The organism is Candidatus Bealeia paramacronuclearis (assembly GCF_035607555.1).
Classification (GTDB): Bacteria; Pseudomonadota; Alphaproteobacteria; order UBA9655; family UBA9655; genus Bealeia; species Bealeia paramacronuclearis.
The window spans coordinates 1-18,469 of sequence record NZ_JAVHWZ010000005.1 but is presented as its reverse complement, the minus strand read 5'-3'; the positions used below and the strand labels follow the sequence as shown (position 1 = coordinate 18,469).

Genomic DNA, 18,469 nt, shown 5'->3' with positions numbered 1-18,469 from the left:
TGAGTTTTTCAAGAGATGCAGGTTTGTCGAATCTGAGGTTCAGGATGAACTCGTGATAGCAATTCATCAACGATGATAGAAAGACAGCTGCGAACACGAGCGACTGGAGATCATGTCCTCTTTGGTTCTCACTCTTTATAAGGTGGCAAATACAACGCGGGGCGGTCTCTTAAGTGTCGGAATCTTCGGTAGTCCCATTGGGGCATCTCGTCACACAATTCACTTCCCGTCTGCACCATATTTTGATGATGCAAAAGAATGTTCATCACACTCAAAAGAGCTTCGATGCATTGGTCATTTCTCGCGATGATGCGTCCTTTCAAATCTCGAGAATACTTGCGGATCTCGTTCATGAGATTCACACATCCATAACGCTTTTCATCTTTTTCAAAGGACACAATCTTAAAAGTGCCCTCTTTCATCATCTTGCGGATTTGATCAATCACGTATTCGCGTGATGCGAGAGGTTCCATGCCTTGTAGTCGTAAATGATGGTTCTGACTCAACTGTTCTAAAAGACGATACCGTTCTTCCTCATGATCTGGCACAGATACAAAACCTGGAATGGCACCGACATAGCTGGACGGCAGTTGAGATTTGAGCCGTTGCGCATGGTCATCAAAGCGCTGATCGGATCCTTTATAGTCGCTCACCACTATGATGACGCCTTGAGGATCTTTGATGACAAGAACCATGCCCCAGGTGCCTGAAGAGGATTCCGCCATCTGTACGCCATAAAGAATTTGACAAGATGGTGGAATGAAGATGCTGGATGAGGTTGACATCACATCATACCGAGGTGCGCTTTGTGTATAGAGAGATTCCGATTCTCGAAAGACTTGTCCGCTGCCTGTGCGCGGCGTGCCTTGGGTACGGATTTCAATCTGAGTATCACTGGATCCACTGATGTAATCTTCTTTTTCTTGGGCCTTCAGATGCAGTGCATCCTCCCAGCCCGCTTGAAGATAAAAGCGCTTGTTTTTGGAAACTATACCGGATTTGCCATTGTCCACCTGGAACCGATCCAAAGTCTCTTGATGACTTTTGTGCGGCGTCATCGAAATCATCATCATTCCGTATTGAGGCGCGTGCTCATAATTCGCATCGCACACTGAGGATTGTAATCTCCAGTTCTTCATCGAGATGAATCAATGCTTACGAAAGTGCCTGAAAACTTGTCCAGTGCCTGATCAAGATTTAAAGACGATTGAGATGCCGCCTGTCCGATGACGCACGAGAGCGCGATGGCCTCGGGAATTTCCATCAATACCGTCTTCTTTGATGATCAGTGAGTGATCACGAGACCTCGTGATCTTGCGGAGAGTGTCGCCCAGATAATACTGCTTTTGTAAGCTGTCCTGTGATCTCCCACGAAGGACCCACAACCCAAGCTTGAATATGTTCCGCAAAACGGTATCCTTCCCACCACTCCGGATAGTGTCCAGTCAAATGCATAGACGTCTCAACAGCGCACGCATGGTTTTACCTACAATGGTTGCTGGCCAAAACAAACGCTCACGGGCGGTCTTCTTCCCCGCACTATGGAATGTCTTTTGTACAGATGGTCTGTATCCCAAAACTGCCTTTGATATTTTGCATGATGAGGGAGCGAAATGATCAGATCGGCTTGAAACAACGGGCGCCAGCTCATCGTTGAGTGTGGAGGATGGCATCAAATCCTTGCTGTTGCCTAAAACTCTATGCAGGAGTTTACAAGAGTCATGGAGTTGGCTGCAAATCAGAGTTTTCTCAAATGACGAAAGACTTGAACTACTGAGTCGTTGTCATTTGGCGTCGTCATGATAGAAAACTCCATAGCTCCCCATAACCTTCTGGTGTGAGACAGGACTGAGAGAGTGAGTTCACCGGCGATTGTACAAGACGCGCCTTTGGGCTCATCTATTGAGAACGTAATGTTATGAACATTCTCCTGCACAATAGACTCACGAGCGACTTTTGTGAAAACAGATCGCATTTGCAAGTCTCTCTCCAATCTTTGTTAGGAGTTTTTAGGCTCTGTGAACAAAATTTTTGATAAATATATATATTTTTCTGGGGTGGTAACATTCCTCTGTTTAAACGACACAGAAATCTACCGAATGAATTATTACATTGAAGATCAGACATGAAAACTATTTTGTTTTTTGAACAGTATAAAAGGCTCACACAAAAGATGAATCAGCCTACGGAAATCTATTGAAGGATTTGGTATATATGTCGCACAGGGTGTCAATGGCGTTTACTGCCCAAACAGTATGGATATTATATTAATTCATAGACGTTTTAAGCTTTGAGCGATCAGGGTGGCTTCCTTGAGCATTGGGTAAGAAAGAACCAGACTTGAATCTGCATGATTGATGCAATCCGTTCGCGTCACGCTTGTGCATCAGGATATGTAAAGATAGTGTAGAGAGGATCAGGCTTTAGGGTCGCAGTAGAGGTGATTTACAACCAAGATTCATGCAATGGCGCTCTTGGCAAACCCCTGAAATTCTACACTCACGTCTGGGCAAAGACACGATATCACGCAAGCTGCACCCTCACTGAAGATGCTGGAATCATCGCTGATAAAGGATATGACAGTAATCAGTTTGTGAGTGGCTTGAAGAAAGAGATGCAAAGTTAAGAGTTCCATGCCCGTTCAAACCGAAACCCCAGAGATTATGATAAACATGCTTACAACGACATCTGAGTGCTTCTTTTGGAAAACAGTGCTACTTCAGATTTGATATTTTCTCGCTTTGATAAAACAACAGACGTGTTTATGTCTTTTTAAAATTTTGTGGCAACGCTTATATGGTTATGTTGAAATTTGTTCACAGAGCCTGAAAAATACCAAGCCAGCAGAAAATAGGCTGAGTCACGCTGGGATCTGGGATTGAGGGAAACTCATTCACCAACGGGGAGCTTTGCGCTTTCTAAGCGATGCAATGTCCGAGACAAATCACTAATGGTTGGGCGTTTGTTCTTCGAATTGACCCAGATCTGCAAATTTCCATTATCATTAGGACTTGCGTAATTTTTCATGCTCTGAAAGCTTGCAGCAGAATTCTTCGTAGATTTTCACAAAATTGTTTTGGCAACACGTCTATTGTATTCACGGCGCCCTGACGTTTTGAGATTTCACGTACTTGAATGGCGGCAGTCCTTTTTTTGTAAAAAATATGAGAAAGCCCTCAGCTAAAGATTGAAATGTTTGTTCCTCCGATACGGCTGGAATTGATGCAATCGTTCTTGATTGATGAGTTATTGGTATGGATGCGCAGTTAACATGGCCTATATGTTGTCTAATGGAGAAACCAAAACAGAGCTAACAAACTGCTAAAAACGGAAAATAATGGCCATGTTTTAGAACTGTCTTTAAGTGGAGGTGAGATTCCGTTTGAGACCAATTTAAGGAACGTCAAAAAAGAAAAGACCGCCGGACAGTCTGTCAGGTGTATTGAGCAGAGGCGATGCTGGATGTGAGGTGCTTTTAATACGCATGAGTTTGAACGCCGGATCAGTTTGTGTTGCATCTAAAGGCTGTCCACCGTCATTATGGCGTATGTCTGGAAGCGCTTTGCATCATCTGACAACAGCCGATCATGAAGAGACTGAGATGAAGATTCATGAGACATCCGTTTTTGGAAAGAGAGGCATCTTGAAGCCCTTTGAAAGTCACCGAGACCTCGGATGGGCAGATTCAGTGTGGGCGAGAACTTTTATGTCGATTGGCGAGTACTGTATCGATCTGGTATTTTGCCATGGAATGCCTCTGGAAGTGCTCTCTTTGAGATGATGGGATCTCTCTTGAAAGCTGGATTGAAGACCGCGTGGAGGCACCCTGCCCCATGAATTACCAAAAGTGGAGAAAAGACCTGTGACATCTCCATTTATCAAGAATCGGATCGTTTTGAAGCAGAAGCATTTAAAGACACATCTTTTACCTCACGTCCGATTTCAAAGCGTGCCGATTCGATTAAAGAAAAAAACGGAAAGAGAACATACTACTGTATTTTTACCGGATGTGATGGACGATGAAGTGCTGAAAGGAGCCGACAAAATGGCACTTTCGTTTCATAAAGAAAGAAATCCTGATTTCTCCCTTTAAAGATCGTTATACGACACAAGTGAATGAAAAGTTTGGTTTAAATTTCACGCGAAGCTACAAGATTAATCCTAATATAAAGTTGTAAGCACTTCAAAACGAACGGTTATAAAACAAAAACCCTTGCAACACGAGATTGTATGCTTTTTTTGGTTTTAACAGATTTTTGTAACTGAAAAACCTGACAAAGATTCGATTACAGCCAAATCTTATTTTTTATGTAGATGACTGTTTTTGTTTTTGTAACTGCCAGGATCGGATCGTCTCGGTTACATTTTTTTCAGCTTTTCTGCTGTGTTGAGGGCTGCTTTTGCATCTGTAACCGTTGTAACCGTGACGAGAGATAAGAGTTATAGAAAAGAAAAAATATTAAAAAACTTGATGAGTGACCGTGTAAAAATAAAAATTTTCCATATAATATTATAATATATACGGTTACAACGGTTACAATTCATAAAACATCCTTCAAAGCCCTTTTATAAATATTTCTCAAAAATTGTAACCGTAAAAAATAAGACATCGGTTACAAAACAAAAATAGTCATAAACACATAAAAAATAAAGGTTTGATTGTAATCGAATCTTTATCGAGTTTTCGGTTACAAACGCGTAAGCTTTATTCTGTGTCATGCAAAAAGGAATGATATGTTTCGTGAGACGGAAGGTGTTGACTGCACGGAATCTTTGATCTTAAAAAAGCGCGAAATGAGAGATGTAAAACGCAGCTTTAAGACACGTGATATTCAGTGATGTGGTAACGGCGCTCCTGATCTTTGCGGGACTCTTGATTCTGTTTAAATAGGAACCCGGGAGGAGTCCACGATGCTCACAAAAAGACAGGAAAAGCTTTTAGAAAAAGAACCCACAAGGTCCATGAGTATTACGCAACTGGAGCTGAGGTGTGATCGTGCGGAGGCCGCTTATCATGCCGCGGCTGAGAAAACGCCGGAATGGCACCGGTATCAAGAGGCCATTCGTCAAAAAGATCCTCAAGTGAAAGAATATGCTCGACGGTTTCACTGTGCAGTCGCGCATCTGGATGAGTGGTGGACATATGAAGATCTGACGATTCAGCTACATTGTGCGCTCTTGCGCGAAGGTGTTTTGGAGGGAATCTGAAATCATGATTCCCTTGTCAAATGCGGCCCACGAACGTCTTCAGCTGGAGTTGCATTACCGCACGCTGCTCGATCGCAGGGACCATCTCATGACTCTTCAAGAGGATAAAAAAGCTGAACTCTTAAGATCAAGAAGCCGTCAGATCTTTGCGCGTGAAAAGACGTTGAGCGTTTCAGAAAAAGAAGTCCTGTTTGAAGCGTTTTGCCAGCATCAGGAAAAGCAGAGCCATCCGGTTTTGATCCGCAATGAGAGTCCTGCACCTTGGGAGTCATTTGATTTTTTGACACGGATCTTATGGGACTCCTTTGTCAGAGAGTCTCTTGAAAAACAACTCTTTCCAACCTCTCTTGAAGACGATCTTGCGCTCTTTTTAAAAACAGAAGATGTCGAAGGAAAGCTTCAGAAAACACTCAATGAGATGTCAGATCTCGTCCTCCGACTGGAAAAGCTCCCAGCGCCTTCGGGTCAGCTTCGGCTCTTTGACTGGGCCTGAGACTCAGCGTCCAATTCTGCTCTGAGATCTGACAGTCTTTTTTCGTCCAAACCTGTCATCTCCCCAATCAACGAGAGCGCGAGACCGTTTTTCAGCATCTTTTTAGCGATTTCTAGATTCCTTTTTTCGATACCCTCTTCACGGCCCTTTTCGATACCCTCTTCACGGCCCTTTTCAAGCCCTTTTGCGAACTTAAAATCGAGGGAGGCCTGATAATCCATTTCATGTTTGATGACAGCGTCATAAGCGCGCAGATCATCTTCTGGCCAATGGAACCGATCGAGTTCCTCATAAGCTCTTAAGATAATGGCGTCATGTGCGAAGATCGTGTGAATCTCTTGCTCAGGCGTGGCCTCGGCATGCTTAAAGTAGTACGCCCATTTGTCGATCATGGTTTGGAGTTGATCTTTGGTCTTGGTAAACTTTGTCAGCTCAAGAAACGTGAATGAGAAGTCCTTCAGATCATGCTGACCATTCTCGCGATCAAAGATGACATGATCGGATTTATAAGCGGCTTTCTCGGGAAACATGGTAAAGTTGGCAATGGCGATAAAGATGACCTCTTTCAGGTTTTCATAAATGCCACCGCGTTCCATTTGACTGGTGTAGGCTTTGGCTGCGTAGTATTGGGCCCGCTTTTCAAAACCTTGATGTTGGGCGACCTGCATCTCGACGATGTAAGTGTTATGATCTTGATCTTCACAGAGAACATCCACAAGGCTTGTTTTTTTAGCCATGGCCTCGGGATCTTGCAGAGTTTTGAGGAATGTGACCTCGACAATGGGTTTGCCGCCTTTAAAGACGATCATATCATTAAGAAAATGAATGAGAATATCTTTGTTTTTAGGGGTGCCAAATATTTTTTTAAAGGCAATGTCGTTTTTAGGATCGAGAAACTTGCTCAGCATAGCGGATATCCTTTACGGGTTCAGAGAGTGAATTCAAGCTTGAAACGAGAAGAGAGCCGTGTCTAGGGGTTAATAACTGCTCTTTAAAACCTGTCAAGGCAATTTAGAAATGTCCGCTTTGAGTTGAATTATTATCCACAAGTCCATAGCCCTCTCTCGCGCTCTCAAGCGCAAGAGAGACTTGGGGCTGTGGACCCTGTGGGTAATAAGAAGTCTGGGTTTATTTTGGGGAAGATTTCCTGGTCAAAAACATGATCTAAGTCCTTACGATCAGCTAGAATGGGCCCCCTTGTCACCCTATCCAGCGCCATCACGCTTAAGACTTCTTCTCCAAGCATCACCTCTATTGCCCCCGTATAATGTTGATAAATTGTGACTTTTTTATTCTGGTAGCGATAGCCTTTTCCAGGCACTTGAACTTGATAGGCCTGCCCTTCCAAAGAGAATTCAAGGTTTTTTGAAAGCTTGCGCGTGACGTGATGAGATAAAATTCGTCGCAACCTTTGCGCGTCGATAGGTACGTCACGGTGCAGATCTTTCGGGTTTGCCGCATCAACGGCGAACTTTTGGTTATACTTCTCGATAAACGCCGGCAAATAGGCATTGGCAGTCGCAATATCGCAGATACCTCTCAAACGCATCTCTTTGATTAAGCGATCTTGCAGCGTTTGATTCGCCCGCTCGACACGGCCCTTGGCTTGGGGTGAGTAAGCGCAAATCAACTCAATTCCTAAATCTTTCATGGCGCGATGCAGCTCAGTAGCTTGGTAATATCCGTCAGTTGTGCGCGTTGTTTTAAAAATGCTGTGCCGGTCACTATAATAGGCCAGAGGCAGACCATGCTGCTCGAGGTGTGATTCCATGGCTCGGAAATAGCCGGCAGTGGTCTCCGATTCTTCAAATCGCATAGATACGATGCGGCTGGTGGCATCGTCTACAAAGACGAGCAAACAACACTTTGCACGCCGTCCCTCAAACCAATCATGGTGCGACCCATCAATCTGTACAAGCTCACCAAAGCACGAGCGGCGCTGACGGGATTGATGCAGAGGCGAGCTTTTCCGAATTTTCCCGCTCCATAATGCATCGGCTATCATCCATTGTCGCAGAGTTTCTTTGTTGATCTTAAGCCCCTCATTCTCCAACAGTTTCTCGCTGGCTAGCGTCGGACCAAAATCCGCATAACGATTCCGAACTGCCTCAAGAACTCTGGCTTTGAAGCCCTCTGAATGCGCACGATTACTGCCCGATATAGCACGCCGTTTAATCCCGGAAGGTCCCTCAACAGAAATTCTCGCCTGCAAACGCCTCACTTGCCGAGCACTCAAACCTAACTCTGCCGCACCTTCACCTTGGCGCAGCAGACCTCGTTTTATGTCATCCAATATCTTTAGTTTTTCCATCTCGGCCTCGCTATACAATGTCTCCATTCATCCTCCTGCTTGCTGACTGCATCAGCATAAAACTTAAGGACAAATCCGGACATTTCTAAATTGCTTAACCGGACATTTTCAAATTGCTCCTACAACTGCTCTTTAAAACCTATCTAAACTTGTATATAGTTATCCAATTATGGATAAGTTATTGAGTATCAGAGAAGCCAGTCGTATTCTTGGAGTGTCAAATGGCATATTAAGGCGATGGGAAAAAGAGAGTCGCCTTGTTCCCGAAAGAACAGCGGGAGGACAAAGACGTTATCCTTTATCAACCTTCAGCAACTTTAGGAGTCAATTGTGACCACCTCTCTCACTTCATCATCATCCAAGCCGTCTGAGACCAGACAAAAACAGCTTGAAGCGTGGCAAACTTTTCAAGATGTTGCCTGCGCTTATGAGCAAAGCCTCAAAGAACAGAGTCTTTTACTGGACGCTTATTTGCAAAAGCTCGAGTCTCAAAAGTTTTCAGGAAGTCTTGCGGCGGGACTTTCCGCATTACAAGAAAGAGCGCGACAAGATCGGGCGTACCAGCAAGCCATTTTCTGGTCATTGCAAACATTGCAAACATTGAAAACATTGCAAACATTGGGGATTCGGGAGGAAGAGGAGAGCTGAGTTTTCAGACAAAGGGACCAATTCCGGTAAAGTCCACAAATACGCATTAATCCAAAAACTCAGTTTTGCGATTGATCGACTCTGGATCTTCTCGAACATACAAAACCCCAAAGATAACATTTCTTCACTGCACACACATTCTTTGGAATAGAAATACAACGGACTGAGTCTCAGAATCCTACGTTTATCTGCACCTATCCTTATCCGACTCATACTTACCTTGGACAAACTCAGAGTTGCAAAATTCCTCAAACAAGATGAATGGATCCAACTCAGCAAGAGGTGACAAGATTCCCACACATTGTTACCCAATCCTTATTTCTGTATGAAGACCCAACTGCCTACGGGTTTTGTTCTTTCCACCAAACTCGCTGCATAAAACGTTCGATTATGATACTTAAGCTTCTAACGCGGTAGCTGATGACGTTTGGCTACAAACATGCTTCTTGCAGAAACTCCTGCCGAGGCCTTCTAAACCTCAACGACGCTCCTTCCCAAAGAATTGAGGATACTCAAGATTCCGGATTGTTTCATCACATACGCCAATGATTGATGCTCTATCGGCCTTGTCTACAGGTGATAGACTTCTCTGCAGGATTGGAGCAAGCGTGAGATCTGGTGATAAAAAAAGGCTATAAGAAGTGCAAGGAATACGGACAAACGAAAAGTTCTTTCATCGGCCTCCTCGGCAATATCGGACAGGCTCTCAGGAGTTATGCTGGGTAGACTTCGAGATGCACTTTGTTGAGGATAATACCGCATCAACGACAGATAAGTGTGGGTCGCTTTCAAGACAAGTTGCTTGATCCTCTCGTAGGTGGTGGAGGTCTCCCTTCCTAAACCACTTTGTCCCACTACATGACGAGCTGTAGAAAAGATTTCGTCATGTCTCAACGGCCTTCAAACAAAGATCAAGACCATGAAGACAATGCAGCGATTCTGGACTCACCATAGTCTTAAAGACTCTCTCATCTTCTTGAAAGTGCCGCGATGGGCACTCGTCAAGTCTGTTTGGGACTTGATCACAAGCTTGGCGCCTGACTTGGGTATCTGTACCCCAGTATGCGTTCCGTCCAACCTTTCCAAATCGTTTGTTCAACCGGTTCTGTCGATTGGAGAAGATATACGAAACCTCTATAAGGCATTCAAAGAACATTCGATGCGAGCTTGTTTGTGAACGTGGCCCTGAAGATCCTGAAGAAAGGCTTTCGTACCTCTGCGAAAAACAAAGGAATATTATCCCAATGCCAAAGTCTTTGAATTCGAATGCTCTGAACTTCAAGGAACGAGATACAGAACGAAAAAACACGTTCTTCTGACTGACTCTGAGAAGCTGTTGGGATCGTTTAATCCCCACATTGTCTTCACGGGCCGTTACCATGGCTACATCATTTCCAAACAGGAATCCCTTGCACATTGCTCCCACATAAACTCACTGCTGAACAGGAACTCTGGATATCACAAAAACGAACTTGCAACTGAAGAAAATCAAATTCGTCTTGAAATATCTCGCTTCCGATCCATCCACATGGGTGAGGATAACACCTCATTATCAACTGCTCATTCTCAGGCTTTCCGTGGACCATCTTCATCCAGCCAAAGGGAATAAGCAGCTTTGGGAAATGCCGGAGAAATTTGGATAAAATTGTCGCCTATTTGAATAAAGAGGCGCGAAGTGGGCCTCTTTTCAACATATAGCGGCAATAATTTGATATGATGTATGAGATGATGCAGCATTTTTCGACGTAAGGCATTGATGTTTATCCATAGTGTGATGGTATTATTTCAAAATACCATCTAAGAGGCCCTATGACTATTACAGGAGCGCCCGCACGACTGGGCGTCTTGAACAATACAAAATAGAGCATAGCACGACTGTAATTTGACTTAAACCCTAAAACCATTGCTAAGTGGAAGAAGCGAGTTATGTGAGATTTCGTATGGGGCAGGCCTATTCCACCTCTTTAAGTCAAGATAAGCCATCATCGTAGCTTTTCCAAACATGTCTTATTCCTTTGGACGATTCCCTTGTAGGCTTTGAAAGCAGTATTCCTCATTTAACTCGTTCTTCCTTACATGTTGCTTGCAGCGCTGCATTAGCCGTTTGCGAGGTAGATAAGATAACCTAAGAAAAGTTCAAAAAATACCCCATTGGTTACTTCACATTGATATTCGGTTTCCACAGAAGAAGTCTGTTTGCCATTGATCTACATGTAAATTTGCTTATCTGAGCTTCATGCCAAAAAACAAAGATGATTGCTGCTGAATTCTTGAAAAATGTGATTCAGTCGTCCACAAAATACATACGATTCTGACTGATAATGGCATTCAATTTACGAATAGGAGTAAAGTAGAATGTTTTCGCGCATATATTTATCGTGTCTGCTATGAGCATGGAATAGAACATCGTCTCACTAAAGTGACCATCCATGGACAAATGGCCAGGTTGAACGAATGAATGGACTCTAAAAGATGCTACGTTAAACATATCTCTATGAATCTCCGATCAATTGAAAACATTTACAACTTCATCATGCTTATACTTGCAAAAGACTAAAACTATCAAAGGGTTAACCCTACAGACATTATTCATCTTACAAAATCCTGAAAAGTTTACCATTAATCTAAACCATCACATGGGACTAAACATCAGCTCCTCATATATCTACGTAATTTGCTAAATATTTTTGAACATCCTCTGCATTCACATTCCCTACAGTTACAGCAAAATATCCTCTTGCCCACAAATATTGACCCCAGTATCTCTTCCTAAGGTGTTCAAATTCTTGTAGCCGCTTTCTACTACTTTTTCCCTTAATATATGGGATGATTTTTGAAAGCGACACGCTTGGGGGGGCCGAAATCAGGGCCACCTCATGAAAAAAAAATAGCTAAGAGATAGAAAAAATGAGAGCCTACCTCAAAAAAACAGGAGGTAGAAATGGGAATAGAAGTTGAAATTAGTTTTTTAGATCATTTTAAAGATATAGAAGATCCAAGGTCTGAGCGTAATCGAGACTACACAATGTCAGAAATACGCCTTGTCACTCTGTGCGCTGTAATATCTGGAGCAGAAGGATGGCAGGATGTTGAAGACTTTGGAAAGGCAAAGATTGACTACCTTCGTCAATTCTTACCTTACAAGAACGGAATTCCCAGCGATGATACCTATCGTCGATTTTTTAGAGCAATAGATCCCAAGGAATTTCAAGAGCTGTTTCGAAGTTGGGTCGAAAGTCTTAAATCTCAAATGCAAAAGAAAGTTATTGCTATCGATGGAAAATCATCACGGCATAGCTTTGATGAGGGAACTGATATGTTACATATGGTTAGCGCTTATGCGTCAGAAGCCAGATTGGTGTTAGCGCAGGAAAAAGTCTCAGAAAAAAGCAATGAAATCACAGCGATTCCTAAGCTTTTGGAATGGTTAGACCTGAGAGGAACAACAGTCACCATTGATGCAATGGGATGTCAATATGACATTGCCGATCAAATCATTCAGAAAGAGGGAAACTATATTTTTTCTTTAAAAGGAAATCAGGGAACTCTTTGCGAAGATGTAACAACCTGCTTGAGTGATAGCGAATTGAAAACAATTAACAATATCAGCTCTTTTAAGGATTACGATAAAGGTCATGGCCGCCTTGAGACAAGGCAATGTTGGGTCACACATGATGTGGCCTGGCTGCGAGAGCGGCATCCTCATTGGAGCTCAATTCATAGTATCATTCGTATTGATTCTAAACGAGAAACCAAAGATAAAACCACTTACGAAACACGATATTATATCTCTTCTCTCCAAGAAACTCCTCAGAAGGTCCTGGGGGCTATTCGAAGTCATTGGGAGATAGAAAATAATCTTCATTGGGTTTTAGACATGTCTTTTGGAGAAGATCAATCTCGCATCAGGAAAGAAAACGCCCCTCAAGTTATGGCTATTATTCGACATATGGCTTTAAATCTTTTACAGCTTACCAAAGATAAAATGAAGCGTCAGTCTATTAAAAGGCTTAGAAAAATGGCCGGTTGGGATGACAACATCCTTTCCAATATCCTCACTCAAAAATTTTCATGAGGTGGCCCTGCCAGATTCCCGGTTCTAGTTTTTTCCCAAGATCCGATACGTTTTTTGCCAAAATGTCTTTTGAATTTACTTTCCAATAAAAATGGCATAAAAGACAACAAGGAGAAATAAATTATGCACACTTTGCAAGGTTTCTAACCTTAGGATCTCTTGTTTTTGGAGCAGTTGCTTTGCAAGCTACAAATCCTAATCCTGTCCCTATCAATAACAAGAGTTTTTTAATTACATGTAAAATTGTCATATTAGATCCGATAGTTTTTTGAACTGTGAATGTAAAACAAAAATCAACAAAATGCTGACTCAAGTCTTAATTTGAGTAATTTCCATACTCCAGCAGGATCAGTATCTGACCTATGGAAAGCGTTGAGTCTTCAAGTTCAGAACTGTGATGGAATCTTAACAATTACCGAGTCATGTCCTCATAACTGATATTCCCACAAAAAAATAATCACGATTTCTAAATTCAAAGCCAGAAACACTTTTTTCTTGGAAGACTTGATTAACCTTTTGAGAAAATTAAGAAAAACCTCTCGCGTAAAATTCTCCTCAAAAAGCATAAACCGCAACGTGCCCTGATTCGTGACGCTCGAGATCATATTGATTCGAAATCGTTTTCCCGTTCCTGAAATCACAGGCGTCTGACCCTTGGGGCTATAAGTTGTGCCCGTCTGATGATCGGAACGAAAACCCGCCTCATCTCCCCAATGAATCTCGGCATTTTCAAGGCGCGCCCGCTTGGCAATCGCCGGATAAACTGTAAGCGTCTTATTGGTGTAAATTAGAAAGGGAATACTTAAGATTCCAGGGGAGGAGGTGGGAATAATTATTTTCAGGTGTGGAATTGATGTTGGCGAGGACGTAGCGGAAATAGTCAAAAGCATTGACGCCATTGGCTTTGCAGGTCTCAATGAGGGAATAGATGACAGCTGAGGCGTGGGCACCTTTGACATTGCCCATAAAAAGCCAGTTTTTTCGGCCCACAGCAAATGGACGGATGGCGCGTCCTGCCATGTTGTTGTCAATATCCAAGCGGCCATCATTGAGGTATTCTGTCAAGGGGCCCCATTGCCTTAAAACATAGCCAACCGCTTGCCCCAAGGGACTTTTGGGAACAATCACTTTTTTGTGCTCCTTAAGCAAGACCTTGAATTTCTCAAGGATGGGCTTGGCTTTTTCTTGTCGGAGCTTTTGGATCTTATCGGGCGGGTATTGAGCCTCTTTGGCGTCTTTTTCAATTTTATAAAGGCTTCTGATGATGGTGAGCGCCTCGGCAGATTTGCCCGTGGTGTTGCCTGTACTTTTAATAATGTCCGCAAACTTGCGCCGCGCATGGGCCCAACATCCCACAGCCGTGATGTCTTGACTTTGCGCCAAGGCTTTGTAACCACCATACCCATCCGTATGAAGGTAACCTTTAAAACCCTTCAGGAATTCTTTGGCATTTTCACCTTTGCGTGTGGGCGTGTATTCATAAGAAATGGCGTGATGAGATGACGACCCGGTCATATACACCCACATATAGGATTGCGTTTGCGCCTTGCGGTCACATTCCTTTAAAACTTGAGCCCGCGTTTCATCTGCCCGTACATAAGTCTCCTTGAGAATCTCAGATCTTAAAAGCTCTTTTAAAGGGCTCAAGAGATCACCTATTTGAAGAATCCAACGGCTCATCGTGGCCCGACCTAAGTCAACTTCAAACCGCTCCCACATCTGAGATTGTCGATAAAGGGGTAGATGATCTTGGTACTTGGAGACGATGATGTGGGCCAATAGATTCGCAGATGCCATGCTTTTGAGAAGAGGCGCATTGGGCACTTCAGCCACACGCACCCCTTCGGTGCAAGATTTACAGGCATACTTCAAGCGCACGTTTTGAATGACTTTTAACTGTGCGGGAACGTAATCCAGCTGCTCAGAGATCTCCTCGCCCATCTGATGCAACGGATGTCCACAGGTGCAGATTTTATCACCAGCAATATCATGGATGACACGTTCGCGCGGCAGATGAGCCGGCAACGGACGACGTCCTTTTTTGAGAAGAGTCGAGGAGGATTTGTCCTTTCCAGAGTCATTCTCTGTTTCACTTTCAGCCCCAGCCTTTTCTGCTTCTAAAGGCGGCTCTTCGTAAACCTCATCAAAGACGTTTTCAAACCCGGGGAGCTTGGGAAATTCCTCGAACTTGATCTTCTCAGAGCTCCGCCCAAACTTGCTTTGTTTCATCTGAAGCAATAAATGAGTCAGTCGATCAACCTCTTGCACCAGATGTTCATTTTGTGTGGCTAGAATAGCCTTGTCTTTTTCTGATTTTTGCAAGTTTTTATAGAGCGCCACAGCGTCGAAAACAGAGGAGATTTTGAGTGAAGTTTGGGGCTCATTTTTCATGAGGAACTCTACCCAAAACCCCCTAAAACGTCAATGTATTTCTGAGTTTTTTCAGGTAAAAACCTCAGGAAAATTCTTGAAAATGGACCGCCTTATGGCCTTTGAGCTTTTGATAATTGAGACCCTCTTGCAGCCATCTCAATTGCTGGGAGGTCAACTCCAAAACATCTCCCCTCAAACTCACCTGAAACCTCTCTTTTTCAAGGCGTTTGTACCAAAGACAAAATCCATTCGTCTCCCAATACAAGATCTTCATCTTGGTCAGGGTCCGGTTGCAAAAAACATACATCGTTCCGTCACACGGCACACGACCTAAGCTAGAGGCCACGTAAGCCGCAAGTCCATCAATCGATTTTCTCATGTCCATCGGGGCGGAATAAAACAGAATCTCCCCTCGCGTCTGCTCAAACATGGCAACTCCGCAGTATTGCAATTACACGCTGAAGCGTAATCCCATCAAATCCCGGCACAATCTCAATCCTCTCCCCGGACATAAAGCGAATCTCAAGGGGCACGGGAGCTTGGCGAGCCTCTGCTTGAAGGGCAGGACTCTCAAATAAATCTAATGTTTCTGGACTCTCGTGCCCCACCACAGCAGTCGCCACAAAGCGCCCGACCGATGACCCCTCAAATAGCCTTCTTCCCACGCGGGGAAACCAATACTTAAAGGACGAATAACTCAGTCCTCCAGCCGTACAAAATTTTTCCTGACTCAATCCGCTCTTACGCCAGCTCTCGATCTGCTCTTCCCAATATTTCAGCTTCCCTGCGGATCTTTCATCTCGCGTTTGACGTTGCTCCGTCCTTTTCTCCTTCATCATTTTCATCTCCGTAGTTGTTTTACGGAGTCAACCTTGTCCTATTTTCCTCACACCTAAAAGATGCGGGTCCTATGACGCTTACATTCAGCGCAATATCAAAGATAATACACTCTCTTGTACCGTGATAAAACCGAGAGTGGAAAATTGGTGAGGAGGACATAAAAAAACCCTCCTCAAGAGCGGGGCTTTTTTAGCAGCAATTTAACTGAACATTTTATTTTTTCTTTAAAAATTGGCTCATAAGATCCGCAGTTGCAAATCCAGTTTTTACGGCACTATTCATGGTACCACCACCTCTATAAACCATATGTTCACCAGCAAATATCAATGGAATTTTTTTCTCAAAAAGTGAGGTTGAAAAGGCATTCAGATTTTTATCCAATGGACTTGGGTGGTCAAACTCACTAAAAGTAACGCCTGATTTCCAAGCTCGATAACTTCCTTTTGAAAATGGGTCTTGAGACCAGTTGATCACTGTCGCCTGTTGCCCTTGCGGCATTATTTTTCCGGTAGCAGTTAAAAAGCGACCGATATGAATTGAGGCAGATTCTTGTGTGACATTCTTTCCAGGTGTGCCACCCAATAAAATATGCATGTCTTGATTTGCATTGGCCCAAGCAGTGGGTCCATTGAGATCGATCCCATATGTTAATTTTAAGGGTGTTGAGACAGGAACGATAACCTTGCTATTCGTTCCATAGACCATCGAATCAATGTATTTTCTCATCTCGTTGGTGATTCCAAGAGATGTATCTTCCAAAATTGTATTTTCCGAAAGAACTGAAAATGGAATTGTCATGAGAACAGATTTTGCACGTCGTGTAGAATTGTCTTGGAATGTCATATTAAAAAGCTTCTCATCTGACTGCCAAACGATTTGCTTTAAAGGGTTGCCTGTTACGATATGATCGTCTTGACCAATCTCCTTTGCCATTTCCTGAACAAGCGTTTTCGTGCCCCCCTCAATACGAGATTGTTCATGGTATAAAGACAGCAATGGATTAAACCATTTTTTTGCAGTTGTGATTGACTTATACTCTTTGAGTTTTTCAGCCCATGCGGAAATAGATGTTAAAGGAGCTTCGTCACCATTAATTCCACTTTCATCCTGAATCAGAGCATTTAAAATTCCTTTTTCATTTTCATTAAGATCAAGGGCTTGAAAAAGATTTGTGGAGATATATTCTCCATTTTTAAGTTCAGAATAATCTTCATTACGAATCGATTTTAATTTTGAATGTAATTTTTCCTCAAGAGAGTCAATTGCGGACTTCATTTCAGATAATGCTTTTGCCTCACCCCCCACCAAAAATTTAATCTCGTCTTGTAAACGTACATCCGTGGTCTTGACCCCATATCGTTTAATCAATTGCCACATTTCATTTTGTTCTTTTTTATCAACATACTCAGCGCCACAATCAAAAGGTTTTTCATTGATTATTTGAGTCCAAGCGCGACCGCCCAGCCTGTCCCTTCCTTCAAAAATAACGAAATTTTTTGTATCTTTTTTGATTTTGATTGCCGCGGATAAACCGGAAAATCCACCGCCAATAATCGCAACATCCAAATCCCCTTCCGGAGGAGCTGCGTATGTAACAGCCGAGGAAAGAAGAAGAGTTGAAAATATAAAATAATTAAATTTTTTCATAATTAAACATCAATATAAGTTTTCTAAGATAAAATTTACATAGAATTTACAATTCAATGCGTCAAGTTTTTCCTTGAAAATTTTTTAACGAAATAACCCTTACCAATACCCCAAAACTTTCCACCAAATGCCACCCACAATGCCCCAAACGGTGAGCCCAAGAAGGCTTAAGATAAAACTAAGACGCCACCAGTCCCCCACACTCACATAGCCTGCTCCAAAAAATATCGGAGCAGAACCTGTCCCAAAATGAGTGAGAGTTCCCGCCAAATTGGACAATATCGCAAGACTCATGGCGGCGAGCATTGGGGGCGTACCGAGTGCGATCATGGTTACTAAAAAAGCGCTGTATAAAGCTGTGACGCGGGCGGTAATACTTGCAAAGCCGTAGTGAGAATAAAAGTAAACCAGGGATAATATGATAAAAGCTTGCCCCCAATGAAATCCTGAAACAGAAGCCTGCATTTGATCAGAAAACCAACTCATCATTCCAAATTTTGTTAAAAATGTGGCCATCATCAAAAGGGGAGCAAACCAAAGCATGGTTTCCCAAGCGCTGTGCTCTTTGATGACATCCTTCCAATCAAGAACGCCTGTAAACAAAAGAATGGAAATTCCAAAAATAGCCGTGGTTGTAGCCTCAATCCCCCAGCTTTCAGAAAACATCCAGAATAAAAGCGCCATTAAAAATGTAACCAACATGATCCACTCTTCAGACTTGAGATCCCCCATTTCTTTGAGCTTGTCTTGGGCGTGAATTACCGCATCTGGGGATTTTTTAATGTGAGGTGGATAAATTTTATAAATGACATAAGGAAGGAGTGAAAGATGCACAAGGCCTGGAACGATGGCAGCGACTGTCCAAGTGAACCAG

Annotated in this window: 18 protein-coding genes and 1 pseudogene; 7 read left to right on the top strand and 12 right to left on the bottom strand. The window is 43.0% G+C overall.

All coding sequences use genetic code 11. The features are described from left to right. Positions 1 to 128: 128 nt before the first annotated feature. Both Bealeia2_RS09460 and Bealeia2_RS09455 read right to left on the bottom strand, forming a co-directional pair. A complete protein-coding gene (locus Bealeia2_RS09460) occupies positions 129 to 1,139 on the bottom strand; it encodes a hypothetical protein (RefSeq protein WP_331256777.1) in 1,011 nt (336 codons plus the stop codon). Further along, the gene (locus Bealeia2_RS09455) at positions 1,136 to 1,264 is read right to left on the bottom strand and encodes a hypothetical protein (protein ID WP_331256776.1); all 129 of its coding nucleotides are present in this window, start codon (positions 1,262 to 1,264) and stop codon (positions 1,136 to 1,138) included. The genes Bealeia2_RS09460 and Bealeia2_RS09455 overlap by 4 nt, the downstream gene beginning before the upstream one ends. Positions 1,265 to 2,144: 880 nt before the next feature. Here Bealeia2_RS09455 and Bealeia2_RS10635 point away from each other — a divergent pair. Next, positions 2,145 to 2,776, top strand: a pseudogene (locus Bealeia2_RS10635) (transposase). A gap of 113 nt (positions 2,777 to 2,889) precedes the next feature. On the opposite strand, the gene Bealeia2_RS09450 reads toward Bealeia2_RS10635, so the two are convergent. Further along, positions 2,890 to 3,027 carry a hypothetical protein gene (locus Bealeia2_RS09450; RefSeq protein WP_331256775.1) on the bottom strand — a complete coding sequence of 46 codons (138 nt, stop codon included), beginning with the start codon at positions 3,025 to 3,027 and terminating at the stop codon, positions 2,890 to 2,892. Positions 3,028 to 3,949: 922 nt separating this feature from the next. Between Bealeia2_RS09450 and Bealeia2_RS09445 the strand changes: the two genes are divergently transcribed. The 3 genes from Bealeia2_RS09445 (at position 3,950) to Bealeia2_RS09435 (ending at position 5,701) form a co-directional block, all read left to right on the top strand. Next, a complete protein-coding gene (locus Bealeia2_RS09445; protein ID WP_331256774.1) occupies positions 3,950 to 4,093 on the top strand; it encodes a hypothetical protein in 144 nt (47 codons plus the stop codon). Between the two features lie 818 nt (positions 4,094 to 4,911). After that, complete coding sequence (locus Bealeia2_RS09440; protein ID WP_331256773.1) at positions 4,912 to 5,208, top strand: hypothetical protein; 297 nt, start codon at positions 4,912 to 4,914, stop codon at positions 5,206 to 5,208. A 4-nt stretch (positions 5,209 to 5,212) separates the two neighbouring features. Next, positions 5,213 to 5,701 carry a hypothetical protein gene (locus Bealeia2_RS09435; protein WP_331256772.1) on the top strand — a complete coding sequence of 163 codons (489 nt, stop codon included), beginning with the start codon at positions 5,213 to 5,215 and terminating at the stop codon, positions 5,699 to 5,701. On the opposite strand, the gene Bealeia2_RS09430 is transcribed toward Bealeia2_RS09435, so the two are convergent. Both Bealeia2_RS09430 and Bealeia2_RS09425 read right to left on the bottom strand, forming a co-directional pair. Continuing rightward, complete coding sequence (locus Bealeia2_RS09430) at positions 5,674 to 6,609, bottom strand: Rpn family recombination-promoting nuclease/putative transposase (protein WP_331256771.1); 936 nt, start codon at positions 6,607 to 6,609, stop codon at positions 5,674 to 5,676. The two genes, Bealeia2_RS09435 and Bealeia2_RS09430, sit on opposite strands and share 28 nt — an antisense overlap. A 164-nt stretch (positions 6,610 to 6,773) precedes the next feature. After that, entirely contained in the window at positions 6,774 to 8,012 is a 1,239-nt protein-coding gene (locus Bealeia2_RS09425; protein WP_422388042.1) for an ISNCY family transposase, read from the bottom strand. Positions 8,013 to 8,181: 169 nt separating this feature from the next. Between Bealeia2_RS09425 and Bealeia2_RS09420 the strand changes: the two genes are divergently transcribed. Further along, positions 8,182 to 8,346 carry a MerR family DNA-binding transcriptional regulator gene (locus Bealeia2_RS09420; RefSeq protein WP_331256770.1) on the top strand — a complete coding sequence of 55 codons (165 nt, stop codon included), beginning with the start codon at positions 8,182 to 8,184 and terminating at the stop codon, positions 8,344 to 8,346. Further along, the gene (locus Bealeia2_RS09415) at positions 8,343 to 8,660 is read left to right on the top strand and encodes a hypothetical protein (RefSeq protein WP_331256769.1); all 318 of its coding nucleotides are present in this window, start codon (positions 8,343 to 8,345) and stop codon (positions 8,658 to 8,660) included. Before Bealeia2_RS09420 ends, Bealeia2_RS09415 begins: the two co-directional genes overlap by 4 nt. Positions 8,661 to 11,317: 2,657 nt before the next feature. Here Bealeia2_RS09415 and tnpA (Bealeia2_RS09405) read toward each other — a convergent pair. After that, positions 11,318 to 11,533: an IS200/IS605 family transposase gene (gene tnpA, locus Bealeia2_RS09405; RefSeq protein ID WP_331256768.1), complete on the bottom strand. Its 216-nt coding sequence runs from the start codon at positions 11,531 to 11,533 to the stop codon at positions 11,318 to 11,320. Positions 11,534 to 11,601: 68 nt separating this feature from the next. Between tnpA (Bealeia2_RS09405) and Bealeia2_RS09400 the strand changes: the two genes are divergently transcribed. Beyond that, positions 11,602 to 12,735 (top strand): ISAs1 family transposase, encoded by a 1,134-nt coding sequence (locus tag Bealeia2_RS09400; protein ID WP_331255183.1) that lies wholly within the window; start codon positions 11,602 to 11,604, stop codon positions 12,733 to 12,735. Between the two features lie 428 nt (positions 12,736 to 13,163). Here the strand turns inward: Bealeia2_RS09400 and Bealeia2_RS09395 are convergent, their stop codons facing one another. The 6 genes from Bealeia2_RS09395 to Bealeia2_RS09370 form a co-directional block, all read right to left on the bottom strand. Beyond that, entirely contained in the window at positions 13,164 to 13,625 is a 462-nt protein-coding gene (locus tag Bealeia2_RS09395) for a transposase (protein ID WP_331256767.1), read from the bottom strand. Next, positions 13,510 to 15,126, bottom strand: a complete 1,617-nt coding sequence (gene tnpC, locus Bealeia2_RS09390) for an IS66 family transposase (RefSeq protein WP_331255562.1) — start codon at positions 15,124 to 15,126, stop codon at positions 13,510 to 13,512. The genes Bealeia2_RS09395 and tnpC overlap by 116 nt, the downstream gene beginning before the upstream one ends. Before the next feature lie 64 nt (positions 15,127 to 15,190). Continuing rightward, positions 15,191 to 15,538, bottom strand: coding sequence for an IS66 family insertion sequence element accessory protein TnpB (gene tnpB / locus Bealeia2_RS09385; protein WP_331255536.1), 348 nt, complete (start codon positions 15,536 to 15,538; stop codon positions 15,191 to 15,193). After that, positions 15,531 to 15,947 carry an IS66 family insertion sequence element accessory protein TnpA gene (tnpA, locus tag Bealeia2_RS09380; protein WP_331255535.1) on the bottom strand — a complete coding sequence of 139 codons (417 nt, stop codon included), beginning with the start codon at positions 15,945 to 15,947 and terminating at the stop codon, positions 15,531 to 15,533. The genes tnpB and tnpA (Bealeia2_RS09380) overlap by 8 nt, the downstream gene beginning before the upstream one ends. Positions 15,948 to 16,161: 214 nt before the next feature. Beyond that, the gene (locus Bealeia2_RS09375; protein WP_331255534.1) at positions 16,162 to 17,595 is read right to left on the bottom strand and encodes a flavin monoamine oxidase family protein; all 1,434 of its coding nucleotides are present in this window, start codon (positions 17,593 to 17,595) and stop codon (positions 16,162 to 16,164) included. 99 nt (positions 17,596 to 17,694) lie between these two features. After that, positions 17,695 to 18,469: DASS family sodium-coupled anion symporter (locus Bealeia2_RS09370; protein WP_331256766.1), on the bottom strand; the 775-nt coding region annotated here is incomplete at its 5' end.

What these genes read in the sequence shown, in the direction of transcription:
- Bealeia2_RS09420 (WP_331256770.1), top strand. Translation starts at nt 8,182, where the DNA reads ATGGATAAGTTATTGAGTATCAGAGAAGCCAGTCGTATTCTTGGAGTG.
- tnpC (WP_331255562.1), bottom strand. Translation starts at nt 15,126, where the DNA reads ATGAAAAATGAGCCCCAAACTTCACTCAAAATCTCCTCTGTTTTCGAC.
- Bealeia2_RS09400 (WP_331255183.1), top strand. Translation starts at nt 11,602, where the DNA reads ATGGGAATAGAAGTTGAAATTAGTTTTTTAGATCATTTTAAAGATATA.
- Bealeia2_RS09440 (WP_331256773.1), top strand. Translation starts at nt 4,912, where the DNA reads ATGCTCACAAAAAGACAGGAAAAGCTTTTAGAAAAAGAACCCACAAGG.
- Bealeia2_RS09430 (WP_331256771.1), bottom strand. Translation starts at nt 6,609, where the DNA reads ATGCTGAGCAAGTTTCTCGATCCTAAAAACGACATTGCCTTTAAAAAA.
- Bealeia2_RS09425 (WP_422388042.1), bottom strand. Translation starts at nt 8,012, where the DNA reads ATGGAAAAACTAAAGATATTGGATGACATAAAACGAGGTCTGCTGCGC.
- Bealeia2_RS09455 (WP_331256776.1), bottom strand. Translation starts at nt 1,264, where the DNA reads ATGGAAATTCCCGAGGCCATCGCGCTCTCGTGCGTCATCGGACAGGCG.
- Bealeia2_RS09395 (WP_331256767.1), bottom strand. Translation starts at nt 13,625, where the DNA reads ATGCTTTTGACTATTTCCGCTACGTCCTCGCCAACATCAATTCCACAC.
- tnpB (WP_331255536.1), bottom strand. Translation starts at nt 15,538, where the DNA reads ATGTTTGAGCAGACGCGAGGGGAGATTCTGTTTTATTCCGCCCCGATG.
- tnpA (WP_331255535.1), bottom strand. Translation starts at nt 15,947, where the DNA reads ATGATGAAGGAGAAAAGGACGGAGCAACGTCAAACGCGAGATGAAAGA.
- Bealeia2_RS09450 (WP_331256775.1), bottom strand. Translation starts at nt 3,027, where the DNA reads ATGAAAAATTACGCAAGTCCTAATGATAATGGAAATTTGCAGATCTGG.
- Bealeia2_RS09375 (WP_331255534.1), bottom strand. Translation starts at nt 17,595, where the DNA reads ATGAAAAAATTTAATTATTTTATATTTTCAACTCTTCTTCTTTCCTCG.
- Bealeia2_RS09435 (WP_331256772.1), top strand. Translation starts at nt 5,213, where the DNA reads ATGATTCCCTTGTCAAATGCGGCCCACGAACGTCTTCAGCTGGAGTTG.
- Bealeia2_RS09460 (WP_331256777.1), bottom strand. Translation starts at nt 1,139, where the DNA reads ATGAAGAACTGGAGATTACAATCCTCAGTGTGCGATGCGAATTATGAG.